12 protein-coding genes are annotated in these 11741 nt (G+C 70.0%); 3 read left to right on the plus strand and 9 right to left on the minus strand.

The genetic code is table 11. From position 1 onward, the window contains the following. Positions 1 to 15 precede the first annotated feature (15 nt). The 4 genes from OG293_RS17890 to OG293_RS17905 all read right to left on the minus strand — a co-directional run bounded on the left by OG293_RS17890 (position 16) and on the right by OG293_RS17905 (position 2762). The gene (locus tag OG293_RS17890; RefSeq protein ID WP_405999788.1) at positions 16 to 462 is read right to left on the minus strand and encodes a copper chaperone PCu(A)C; all 447 of its coding nucleotides are present in this window, start codon (positions 460 to 462) and stop codon (positions 16 to 18) included. After that, on the minus strand, positions 459 to 1109 hold the full coding sequence (locus OG293_RS17895; protein WP_405999789.1) for an SCO family protein: 651 nt from the start codon (positions 1107 to 1109) through the stop codon (positions 459 to 461). Before OG293_RS17895 ends, OG293_RS17890 begins: the two co-directional genes overlap by 4 nt. Before the next feature lie 32 nt (positions 1110 to 1141). Continuing rightward, positions 1142 to 1879 (minus strand): YcnI family protein, encoded by a 738-nt coding sequence (locus OG293_RS17900; protein WP_405999790.1) that lies wholly within the window; start codon positions 1877 to 1879, stop codon positions 1142 to 1144. Between the two features lie 94 nt (positions 1880 to 1973). Beyond that, positions 1974 to 2762, minus strand: a complete 789-nt coding sequence (locus OG293_RS17905; protein ID WP_405999791.1) for a hypothetical protein — start codon at positions 2760 to 2762, stop codon at positions 1974 to 1976. A 192-nt stretch (positions 2763 to 2954) separates the two neighbouring features. On the opposite strand from OG293_RS17905, the gene OG293_RS17910 reads away from it, so the two are divergent. Continuing rightward, entirely contained in the window at positions 2955 to 3416 is a 462-nt protein-coding gene (locus OG293_RS17910) for an ATP-binding protein (protein WP_405999792.1), read from the plus strand. Between the two features lie 29 nt (positions 3417 to 3445). Here OG293_RS17910 and OG293_RS17915 read toward each other — a convergent pair whose 3' ends face one another. Both OG293_RS17915 and OG293_RS17920 read right to left on the minus strand, forming a co-directional pair. After that, a complete protein-coding gene (locus tag OG293_RS17915; protein WP_405999793.1) occupies positions 3446 to 4906 on the minus strand; it encodes an aminopeptidase P family protein in 1461 nt (486 codons plus the stop codon). Between the two features lie 87 nt (positions 4907 to 4993). Then, entirely contained in the window at positions 4994 to 6544 is a 1551-nt protein-coding gene (locus OG293_RS17920) for a PP2C family protein-serine/threonine phosphatase (protein WP_405999794.1), read from the minus strand. Between the two features lie 454 nt (positions 6545 to 6998). On the opposite strand from OG293_RS17920, the gene OG293_RS17925 reads away from it, so the two are divergent. Both OG293_RS17925 and OG293_RS17930 read left to right on the plus strand, forming a co-directional pair. Beyond that, complete coding sequence (locus OG293_RS17925) at positions 6999 to 7682, plus strand: bifunctional DNA primase/polymerase (RefSeq protein WP_405999795.1); 684 nt, start codon at positions 6999 to 7001, stop codon at positions 7680 to 7682. 236 nt (positions 7683 to 7918) lie between these two features. Then, positions 7919 to 8515, plus strand: a complete 597-nt coding sequence (locus OG293_RS17930; RefSeq protein ID WP_405999796.1) for a hypothetical protein — start codon at positions 7919 to 7921, stop codon at positions 8513 to 8515. 195 nt (positions 8516 to 8710) lie between these two features. Here the strand turns inward: OG293_RS17930 and OG293_RS17935 are convergent, their stop codons facing one another. From OG293_RS17935 to OG293_RS17945, 3 genes are all read right to left on the minus strand, one after another. Next, on the minus strand, positions 8711 to 9679 hold the full coding sequence (locus OG293_RS17935) for a DUF5926 family protein (RefSeq protein ID WP_405999797.1): 969 nt from the start codon (positions 9677 to 9679) through the stop codon (positions 8711 to 8713). 336 nt (positions 9680 to 10015) lie between these two features. Next, a complete protein-coding gene (locus OG293_RS17940) occupies positions 10016 to 10615 on the minus strand; it encodes an ATP-binding protein (protein WP_405999798.1) in 600 nt (199 codons plus the stop codon). Between the two features lie 53 nt (positions 10616 to 10668). Beyond that, positions 10669 to 11469, minus strand: coding sequence for a glycerophosphodiester phosphodiesterase (locus tag OG293_RS17945; RefSeq protein WP_405999799.1), 801 nt, complete (start codon positions 11467 to 11469; stop codon positions 10669 to 10671). Between the last annotated feature and the right edge of the window lie 272 nt (positions 11470 to 11741).

Raw genomic sequence — 11741 nt, forward strand, 5'->3', positions numbered from 1 at the left:
TCAGTCCCTCGGTGCTCAGTGCTTCGTCGGGTTGTACGTGGGCTCCTTCACGGGAAGTTCGACCGTGATCGGGTCGGACTTCTCGAAGCGCAGCTCCACGGTGACCTTCTCGCCCTGCTTCGGCTTCTGCTTGAGCTTCATGAACATGATGTGGTTTCCACCGCGTTCAAGATCGAGCTCGCCGTCCGCCGGGACGTCGAAGGCCTTCACCTCCTGCATCCTCTGGTTCTTCGACTCGTGGATCGTGATGTCGTCGGAGAGGTCGCTGGTGACGGAGGTGAGCCTGTCGGCGCCGCCTCCGCTGTTCCGCACGGTCAGAAAACCGGCCGCCATGTCGCTGACGGGCTGGGGCATGAACGCGCCGCTGATCTTCAACTCGGGCGTGCCCTCGGACGAACAGCCCGCCAGCGCCAGGCCGGCGGCCAGGGCTATGACGGCGGCCAGGGTGGGGCGGCGGTTCACGGGTTCTCCCCACGGATGATCTTCGGCAGGCCCTTGGCGTAGTCGTCCGCCGAGGTGTCGTCGCCGTAGAGCACATAGCCCGCGTCCGTCTTCGGCGAGAAGGCGATGACCTGGGCGCCGTGCATGGAGACGACCGTGCCGTCCTTCCCCTTCTTCGGCGGGTCGATGCCGATGCCGATCTGGCGTGCTCCCGCCTGGATCGTCGGAAAGTCGCCGGTGAGGCCGGTGAAGGACGGGTCACCGGCGCTGGGCAGCCACTTGGCGAGCTCGGCCGGGGTGTCCCGCTCCGGGTCGGTGGTGACGAACACGACCTGGAGTTTGTCCTGGTCGGCCTTGGGGAGCTGCTTCCTGGCGATGGCGAGGTTGCTCATCGTCAGCGGGCAGACGTCGGGGCAGTGCGTGTAGCCGAAATAGATCAGCGTCGGCTTGCCCTTGGTCCGCTCCCGCAGGTCGTACTTCTTGCCGTGGGTGTCCGTGAGAACGAGGTTCGGCTTGGTGTACGGCCGGTCGAGCAGTGTCGCGGGCCGGTCCGCCTGTGCGGAGACGTCGACGACGGGGCTCTTGGCGGAGCCGTCCCCGGAGCAGGCGGGCAGCGTGAGCCCGGCGGCCACGACGAGCGTGGCCGCGAGCACGGTTTTCTTGCGCATGGAGAAAAGTCCCAAGTGTGAAGTGCGGGGCGTCAGGCGGAGCGACGGCGTCCGGCCAGGACACCGAACGCGACACCCGCGGCGCCGACCAGGATGCCGACGATGCCCAGGATGCGCGCCGTCGTGTCGCTGCTGTCGTCGGACTCCGCAGCCTTGGACGTGGCCTCCGCGTCGTGTCCGGAGTTCTTGGCGTCCTTCGCGGACGCGCCCTTGGCGCCGCCGTGCTCGTCCTCGGTCGCGGCCGAGAGCTTGAGCACGGGCGCGGGCGACTCGGGCTCCGGAGCGCCCTCCTTGGCCTCCTCGATCCAGCGCACGACCTCCTTGTTGTCGTACGTCTGGAGGGCCTTGAACACCAACTGGTCGGTGTCCTCGGGCAGGCGGCCGAGCGAGACGGGGAACTGCTGGAACCGACCGGGCTCGATCTTGGAACCGTCCGCGGTCCAGGTGACCTTGGAGACCGCCTCGGTGATCTTCTTGCCGTGCACGTCGAGCGGCTTGGCCAGCTTCGCCTTGGTGACCTCGATCTTCCAGCCGGGCACGGCCTGCGGCATGACGGACGCCAGTGGGTGCTCGGCGGGCATGTTGACCTCGAGCTTCACGGTCGAGGCGTTGTCGCGCTCGTTGGGGACCTTGAAGTTGACGGTCGCGTATCCGCCCTTGGCGGCCTCGCCCTGCGGCTGCACGCTGACGTGCGCGAAGGCGGTGCCGGACAGCAGCAGGACGGAGGAGGCGGCGATACCGGTCGCGACAGCGAGGCGGGAAACCTTCATGGAAGACACTCCACAGTTGGGAAGAGGCGAACGTGGGTAGCGCACATACGCGTGCGCGGACACCGCGGGCACCACTCCCGTCGAGTGGGCCGCGTCAGGCTGCGAGAACGAGGCGGGCGGGAGGCCCGCGCCTGATCACCGAATGCTGGAGTGCCTCACCGGCGCCGAGCGCGGAAGGGCCGGACGATGCCCGGAAGGCGCGGGCGCCCGACGCGGGCGCCCCCGGCAGACCTGAACGAAGGGCCCGTACGAGGCCGAGCGCGGCGCGCAGCGAACGCAGCCGCGCCACCGCGGCCACTCCGTGGGCCGAGTCCGCAGACAGCCGGACGATCCGCGACAGCGCCAGATCCCCGCGCCGGAGCAGCCATCCGGTCGCGAGCGCGGTCAGCAGATGCCCCAGGAACATGGGAAGCGTGGGCAGCAGCTGCGGCGACGAGGCGGCAGCGTGGGCCACATGGTGGTGGGCGCCGTGCCCCGGCGGAGTGACGCCCGCGGTGGTGACGATCCGCCGGGCGTCGATGGGACTGAGCGACGACGCGCCCGCCCCGCACACCAGCTTCGCGGCCATCCTGATGAACGCGTCGTCCGCGGACGGGCCCAGCCGCAGCTGATGCTGCTGCCCGAGTCCGAACACGGCGTGCAGGGACAGCTGTCCGGCGGTGAGCGCCATGGTGATCGACGGCAGCGAGCGCACCCGCCCCGCGAAGGGCGTGACCAGCACGAACGCCCCGACGAAGCCTGCCGCCAGGGTCCACCAGGGCACGGGCGTACAGGCCGCCAGCGCATGCCCCGTAGCGGACAGCACGACGCAGACCGCGGTGAACACCGCGGCCCTCAACAGCCGCAGACCGGCTCCGGTGCGTGCAACAGGCATGGACGACATGGCCGGGTCATCATCGCACTGCGGTGGGACGGCCCATACGGCAGGTCCGGAAGATCCCCTTTGCCGACATACCTTGCCTCCCCGCGCGGGCGCGTCCGCCGAATGAGCGCAATCACATCAACTGTGGGCTTACCGACCGTGTCCTGCGGCAATACGTAACGGTATGTCGAGCCGCAGCCAGGAGGCTGGAGCATGAGCATCTGGTGGTCCCTCCACTTGCGGCGCGATGCCGCGAGCGTTCCGCTCGCCCGACGACTGCTGCTCGGCACGATGGAGACCGCGGGCGTGGACCCCGACATCTCCTACGACCTGTCGGTCGCGCTCAGCGAAGCCTGTGCGAATGCCGTGGAGCACGGCGGTGGCCAGGGATGCGGTGAAGGCTCGGCGGAGTACCGCGTGACCGCGTATCTGGACGGCGAGAAGTGCCGTATCGAGGTGGCGGACTCGGGGCCCGGATTCCCCGTCAGGCGCGGTGGACAGTGCGCCTACGCCGCCGCACAGGCCGTCCCGACCGCCGAGAGCGGCCGCGGCCTGTGGCTGATCGAGGAGCTCGCCGACCATGTCCATGTCCGCAACCGGCCGGGGCGGGGCGCGGTGGTGAGCTTCGACAAGATCCTCAAATGGCGGGAGGACGCGCTGCTCAAGGTGTCCTGAGCCGCGCGCCCTCCACGTCCTCTGACGGGTCAGACCTTGAGGGAGGCCATCCAGGCCTCGACCTCGTCGGCCTGCCGCGGAAGCGCCGCCGACAGATTGCGGTTGCCGTCCTCGGTGACCAGGATGTCGTCCTCGATCCGGACGCCGATGCCGCGGTACTCCTCCGGCACCGTCAGGTCATCCGCCTGGAAGTAGAGACCGGGCTCCACCGTCAGGCACATGCCCGCCTCCAGGGTCCCGTCGACATACGCCTCGGTGCGCGCGGCGGCGCAGTCGTGGACGTCCATGCCGAGCATGTGGCCGGTGCCGTGCAGCGTCCAGCGGCGCTGGAGGCCCAGCTCCAGCACGCGCTCCACCGGGCCCTCGATCAGGCCCCACTCGACCAGCTTCTCGGCGAGCACACGCTGTGAGGCGTCGTGGAAGTCCCGGTACTTGGCGCCCGGCTTCACGGCCGCGATGCCGGCCTCCTGGGACTCGTACACCGCGTCGTAGATCTTGCGCTGGAGGTCGTTGAACCGGCCGTTGATCGGCAGGGTCCGCGTGATGTCCGCCGTATAGAGGGTGTGGGTCTCCACACCGGCGTCCAGGAGCAGCAGCTCGCCGGAGCGGACCTGGCCGTCGTTGCGCACCCAGTGCAGGGTGGTGGCGTGCGGTCCGGCGGCGCAGATCGAGCCGTAGCCGATGTCGTTGCCCTCGACGCGGGCGCGCAGGAAAAAGGTTCCCTCGATGTAGCGCTCGCTGGTCGCCTCGGCCTTGTCCAGAATCCTGACGACGTCCTCGAAGCCGCGGGCGGTGGAATCGCACGCCTTCTGCAGCTCGCCGATCTCGAACGCGTCCTTCACGGCGCGCGCCTCGGAGAGGTACACGCGCAGTTCCTCGTCGCGCTCGGCGGTGACCTTGTCGGTGAGCGCGGCCTCGATGCCCGAGTCGTGGCCGCGCACGGCGCGGACCGGTCCGGTCGCCTCGCGCAGCTGATCCGGCAGCTCGCGCACATCCTTGGCGGGGATACCCAGCAGCTGCGCGGCCTCGGTCAGGGAGTGGCGGCGGCCGACCCACAGCTCGCCCTGACCGGACAGCCAGAACTCGCCGTCCGCGCGGTTGGAGCGGGGCAGCAGATAGATGGTGGCCTCATGGGCGTCGCCCTGGGGTTCCAGGACCAGGACGCCGTCCTCGGTCAGGTCGCCGGTGAGGTACGCGTACTCCGTGGAGGCGCGGAAGGAGTACTCGGTGTCATTGGAGCGGGTTTTCAGATTGCCCGCGGGGATCACCAGACGCTCGCCGGGGAAACGCGCCGAAAGGGCGGCACGGCGCGCCGCGGTGTGCGAGGCCTGCGCGATGGGCTCGAGATCGTGCAGCTCGGTGTCGGCCCAGCCGCTGGTCATGTTCTCGGCCAGCTCGTCGGACACGCCCGGGTAGAGGCCGTTCTTGCGCTGCTTGACCGGTGCTTCCTCGGCTGCTTCCGGGGTCTCCGGGGTGAGCTCCTCAGCCACGTCTTCTCCTCGATACGACACTGGACCGCTTCCATCGTATGTGCGGCAGGAAGACCGCCCGGTGCCCTGTGGAAAACGTGAGCTCTGTCAGTCAAAGCGCGCGGCGAGCAGGACGATGTCCTCCCCGCTCCCTGCCTCGTCGAAGTCCTCCGGCAGCACCGTGCGCAGCACATGATCGGCGATCGCCGCAGGCTCCGCGCGCAGCGGCTTGGGAACGCTCGCCGCGGCGGCGTGCAGCCGCGCGAAGGCCCGGTCCGTGGGGTCGCCGGTACGGCGCAGCAGCCCGTCCGTGTACAGCAGCACCGTTTCTCCGGGCTCGGGCGAGAGCTCCACGCTCGGCGCCTCCCAGCAGGCCAGCATCCCCAGCGGCGCCGAGAGGGACGTCTCGACGAACTCCGTCCGCCGCTCCCCCACCACCAGGGGCGGGGTGTGCCCGGCCCCGGCCAGCACGATCTTTCTCCTGGCCGGTTCGGCGTAGGCGAACAGTGCGGTCGCGGTGCGTGCGGGCTCGGTCAGCCGGAGCAGCAGCTCCAGATCGGACAGTACGGCGACGGGGTCCTCGCCCTCCATGACGGCGTACGCCCGCAGGGAGGCACGCAGCCGTCCCATCGCCGCCATCGCACTCGGCCCGGAGCCGCTGACCGAGCCGACCGCGAGCCCCAGCGCGCCTTCGGGCAGCGGCAGCGCGTCGTACCAGTCGCCGCCGCCGGAGGGGGTGGTGCTGTGTTTCACGGCGAGCTGGACGCCCGGGACCCGGGGAAGCCGGCTGGGCAGCAGTTCCTCGGCGACGGTCGCCACGGTGGCGCGCGCGTGCTCCAGCTCCAGGAGCCGGGCCAGATGCTCGGTGGCGTAGCGCATGTACAGGCCGGCGAGATGGCACTGCCGCTCGACCGGGGTGGCCGGCTCGTCGTACATCCAGACGGCGGCACCCAGCGTTCCGGCCGTCTCGGAGGCGAGCGGCAGGGTGTAACTGGCCGCGTAGCCGAGGCGGACGACGACCTCGCGGTGCCGGGAGTCGAGCGTCTTGTCGTCGAGCAGATCGGGGTGCGCGACGGCTTGGGGAGGACCGGCGGAACCGGACCGCCCGTCAGGAAGCCGCCCGTCGAGAATCCGGCCGTACGCGGTCGCGCCGCGCGGAATCGTTTCGATGTGGCCCAGTTCGGCATGGGTGAACCCGAGGCCTTTGGTGAGGGCGGGGCCGCGGTCGGGCTCGAAGCAGCCGGCCCGGGAGGATCCCGGCGCGGGTTCGATGATGACCATGCCCCTGCGCGCTCCGACCAGGGCGGCTCCGGCGCGCAGGAGTTCGTGGAGGGCGTCGTCGAGGGAGGCGGTGCGGGTCAGCCGCTCGGTCAGTTCGTGGAGGGTGGTCAGATCGGAGACCCAGCCGGCCAGCCGGTCCTGGAGCACCGCGCCCGGAGGGGCGGGTGGGGGAGGCAGCGCGGGCAGGGAGGCAGCAGTGTGCGTGGTGTTGGGAACCGCTGAGTCGATTCCGGCCACTTTCGGCAGGTGAGGGGCGCTCATCTCAGCCGGCTTTCCGACTGGTGCGTTTCGCTCAATAGCATCGCGAACCCCCATGTCATTCTGCGCCGCTATCAATGCATCCACATGTACACGCACAAGTAAGGGGATGTCCAGCATTGGACCAGTGGGATTGGTGGTGTCTACGTGACCTCGAACTTGGCTGAAAAATGTACCCCCTGGCGGTGAATTGGGGTCGACTGAGGGCGTTCGGTGGAGCGTCATCCGAAGCGTGTTGGGTACGTAAACGGTGATGACCAGGGGCAGTTGAGACCGCCCCGGAACCTGGCGACGGGCCCGGGCGTCCTAAGAGCCGGAGCCCGCGCCGCATCCCCGAGTGGCGGGGAAAGTTCAGCGGGACAGCAAGCGCCAGGCGCGCGCCACCCTTCGCCACGCGTTTAATGGACTACAGCCCACGTTCGGCCCCCGGGCGGCGATCCTGCCGCCGGCGATAGCGGGGGTCGCCCCATGCCACAGGCAAGGGGCGGCGACGCGCCGACTTGTACGCACAGTGAAGAGCTGCACACATCGTGTGATGTGGACCTCGGCGTTCAACGGAAAGGAACGAGCGCTCATGCGCGAGATCCTCGGAAGGCGACGCAGGCTCCGGTTCTGGCGCAAAAGGGGGCCTGTTCAGCTGGAAGCGGCGCTCACCTGCGCCGCCGAGTGGCAATGGCCCGTACTCCCCGGTGTGGGACTGAAAGCGGCCGGAAGTCGCGGTGACCGCGGGCGCGGCTGCGCCTGCCCCGATCCCGAGTGCGTCGTACCCGGCGCGCACCCCTTCGACCCGGGAATCCTCGCGGCGACGACCGACGAGCGAATGGTGCGCTGGTGGTGGACCAACCGGCCCACCGCTCCGGTCATGCTGGCCACAGGAGGGCGTGCGCCGTGCGCCGTCAGCCTGTCCGCGGTCGCCGGAGCCCGTGCCCTGACGGCGCTGGACCGGATGGGTATGCGGCTGGGCCCGGTGGTCGCGACGCCCACGCGCTGGTCACTGCTGGTGGCTCCGTACACCCTCGAACAGCTCGGTGAGCTGCTCTTCGTCAAGGACTGCGTGCCCAGTTCGCTGCGCTTCCACGGCGAAGGCGGCTATCTGGTGCTGCCTCCCTCGGAGACGGGGACGGGACAGGTGCGCTGGGAACGCGCGCCGCTGCCCGGCTCCGCGGCTCCCTGGCTGCCGGATGTGGAGGCGGTGGTGGACGCGCTGGTCGAGGCGAGCACCGGCGCACCGGACGGCGGCAGCCGCCTTGCGTACTGACCCCTTCCGGCGCAACCGGCTGCTCGGAGGGTGTCGCCCCGCTCGGACACGCCGAACCGGCTAGCCCTACCGAAACGCTCCGGCCGACGCAACCGTGGGCCGGCTCCTTCACTCGTACGGGTAGGAGCCGGCCCGAGTTGTACGGGAATCGGGTGTGCGACCACCCGGCCGCCCGTATCCCGCCGATATCTTCGGTCCACCGTCAAATATTTCCCGCGCAGTCGGCAGGTGGCCCCATGAATCTCCGCATGACCGGCCTCGCCGCCGCCGTGGTGTTCACCGCCCTGCTGCCGCTGGCCGCATCCGCGGGACCGAGTGACGGACTCTGGCCGGGATCAGGCGCTGCGCCCGGCGACGAGGCGAGGCCGAAGGCCGAGCCCGAAACGGAGCCGGGGCTGCTGTCGGCACTTGGCACCGCCGACGGAACCGACCGTTCCGACACCCCCGAGGCCTCGGGGGTGACCGGCGCGCCGGCCCCGCAGACGTCTGCGCAATGTGGCCCGGAACTGACATCCCCGGACGGGATCGAGGCTCAGACCTGCGTACTGACCGAGGGCAATGACACCTGGGCGCGTACGTACTACCGCAATGCCACGGGCGAGGAATTGAGCTCCGCACTGACTCTGATGGGCCCGGGCGGCCGCACTCTGCAGATCAACTGCGCGGTCGACGCGGATGACGAACCGGGTGTCTGTGAGGCGCCCCGAGAACGTTCGCGCGGCGCTGTGAGCGCCTATTCGGCGGTTGCGGAGTTCGCAGCTGCGGATGGTGTGGGAGAGGGGCCGTTGCTGCTCAAATCGGGCAGTAACTCCACTTCCTCCGCAGGCCGTTGACGGAATCGACCGTTCCGCGGAAATGGAAGCGCCCGGTCGCTGGCGACGGGGGATGCACCAGCGACCGGGCTTCTAGAACGGTAACAAGAGATCGGCAGTTCGCAAATTCGATCTCGGGTATTCGGACAGGGATTTACCTGCCCATAGGGCGAGTTGTGACTGGAGTCACCTATCAGCCGACAGAAACAGTCACTCTCAGCTCAGGGTGACTTGGCGGTTGGTGAGTCCGCCACGCGCCCGGCGCTCCTCCGCGCTCAGCGGTGCGTCGGCGGCAAGGGCCGCCGCGAGGCGCTCGGCGAGCTCGGCCGCCGGCTTCTCGCACTCCTCGGCACCCATCCCGCTCGGCAGGTCCCAGACCGGGACCATCAGCCCGTGCGCGCGGAACGAACCGACCAGCCGGGTGCCCTCGCCCAACGAGGAGGTTCCGGCGGCGTGCAGGCGGGCGAGCGCGTCGAGGAGCTGCTCCTCGGGGTGCGGCATGACCCAGCGCAGATGGTTCTTCTCCGGGGTCTCGCACCAGTACGCCGAGTCGACGCCGGAGAGCCTGACCGTCGGGATGGCGGCGGCGTTCGCACGCTCCAGGGACGCGGTGACCTCGGGCGTGGCGTTCTCGGCCGAGTCGGGGACCCAGAACTCGAAGCCGGGGTGGACGACCGGCTCGAACGCCGCGTTCTCGTCGAGGAGGTCCTGGAGCCGGGGGCCGTCGGCGGGCACCCGCTGGGCGGCGACGGGCGTGCCGGGCTCGGCGGTCAGCGCACGGCTCAGCGTGTCGGCGAGATCGCGGCTCAGGTCCCCCGACGAGGTGTCGTTCTGCAGCCCGAGCAGCACGGAGCCGTCGTCACGGCGCAGGGCCGGCCAGGCCATCGGCAGCACGGTCGCGAGGGTCACGGACGGCACACCCTCGGGCAGCCCGCCCTTGAGAGCCAGCGGTACGGTCGCGGCGGGCACGAGCTCGCGCAGGGCGACCCAGTCGCACTCACCGGCCAGGCCCTCGAAGGGGCGCTGGACGAGCTCGGTCACGGCGTGCGCCGCCGCCCGGCCGTGACAGGCCTTGTAGCGGCGGCCGGAACCGCACGGGCAGGGCTCGCGGGCCCCGACGACGGGGATCTCCCCGCTGTTGGTCTGCGGCTTGACGGCCTTCGTCTGGGGGCGCTTCTTCGCCATGGTGCGGCTCTCTCCCGGCTGTGGTGCTGCTCTGTCCGGCGCGAGCCTAGTCGTCGGCGGTCGTCGCGGGGGCGCGACAGCGATACGCGGAACGGGTCATGGTCGGGCGGCGACATCGCCGTACGGGCGACCGGAGGTTGGCCTACGCGTCGCGCGAAGACGTCGTACGGCCGACCGGGGTGTGCCCCAGAGGCCGTACGAGGCGGCCGCACGGGCGAGCGGAGTTGGGCCGCCCGTGCCGTACGAGGTTGTCGTGCGGGCATCCGGAGGTGGGCACCTGTGCCGTACGAGGTTGTCGTACGGGCGGCTGGGAGCTGCCGTCCAGTCCCCGCGGCTTCAGCCGAAATCGTCGTACGAGTCCGCGAACTCGAACCCGGGCCCCGCGACGTGTGCAGCGAAATCCTCGCGGCGGTGCCCTTCGGTGACGATCACCCACACCGTGACCTCACCGGCCGCGCTGTCCCGGACACCCCAGTCGTGGGCCAGCGCGCTGATGATGTTGAGTCCCCGGCCGCCGCGCGCGGTGACCGAGGGAGTGGCCGGAACCGGCCGGGTCGGACCGCCCCCGTCCGTTACCTCGACCGTGAGCCGTCCGGCCGGGTCGACGCGCCAGGCTGCACGAATGTCGCCGTCGCCCACATCCGCGTGGCCCAGCGGCCTGCCGTGACGGCATGCGTTGCTGAGAAGTTCGGAAAGGATGAGAACTGCATCGTCGACGACCGATTCGGACATCCCGCTGCGCCGCAACTGCTCACGCATACGGTGTCGCGCCTCACCCACGCCCGCAGGGCCATGGGGTACGGCCATGCTCGACGACGTGGGCACCTCCTGTGCCACCACCAACGCCACCCCCGAGACCTCCTTTGCCCCACGCCACGGTGTGAATGCCCCAATGGACTGGACCGGAAACCGGCCAGGGGAGGGCCGGTGACGCACTCGTAACCATCGATTACGGACCGAACGCGCCGGTGCACTCCCTGTTGCGGGAGTTACAGGCGGCCCAGCTGGGACAGCACTTGTCTGGGGCGGTTGGTGATGATCGCCTCCACCCCGAGGCTGACGCAGAGCTCGACGTCCTCCGGCTCGTTGACCGTCCAAACGTGCACGCGGTGGCCCGCCCGGTGCAGCCGGGCGATGTAGCCGGGATGGTTGCGTACGATCCGCATCCCCGGACCCGCGATCCGTGCGCCGGCGGGCAGCCGTCCGTCGCGCAGCCGCGGTGTGACGAACTGCAACAGATAGACGGTGGGGATGTTCGGCGCCGCGGCGGCGACCCGGTGCAGGGAGCGGGCCGAGAAGCTCATGATCCGTACGGGCGAGTCCTCGGCCGCGGAGGGATCGGCCAGACCGAAGCGACCCAGCAGCTGGAGCAGCCGCTCCTCCACCTGGCCGGCCCAGCGAGTGGGGTGCTTGGTCTCGACGGCCAGCTCGATCCGGCGGCCCGAATCGGCCACCAGCTCAAGGAGCCGCTCCAGGGTGAGTACGGAGGTGAAGGACGGGTCTCCCCAGTCGGGGCTCTCCTCGCTGTCCTTCCACGAACCGAAGTCGAGGGTGGCGAGATCGGCGAGCTCCAGGGCGGAGACGGCGCCTCGACCGTTCGAGGTGCGGTTGACGCGGCGGTCGTGGACACAGACGAGATGCCCGTCGGCGGTGAGCCGTACATCACATTCAAGGGCGTCGGCGCCGTCCTCGATCGCCTTCTTGTATGCGGCCAGGGTGTGCTCCGGGGCGTCCTCGGAGGCGCCTCGGTGGGCGACGACCTGGATGTTGTGCTGCCGTGCTTGAGTCACCGCGTCATGGTGTCACCGTGACGGGGCAGACGCGTGCACGGGGCCGCTTGTGGGCTTGTGCCGAGGCTGCCCCGGTTTGTGGGCTTGTGCCGAGGCTGCCCCGGTGCCGTACCGGGACTGTCCCGGCGCCGTGCGGAGTGCTGCTCGGCCGCCGTCGGGAGGTCGTTCGGAGCCCGGTCGGAAGCCGTTCGGACGCCGATCGGTGGCACCGAAGATGCGTCCTATTTGCCGGAAGTAAAGGATTGTGGAGATGCGCACAGGTCCTGCTTACG

Source organism: Streptomyces sp. NBC_00829 (assembly GCF_045161795.1).
GTDB lineage: Bacteria > Actinomycetota > Actinomycetes > Streptomycetales > Streptomycetaceae > Streptomyces.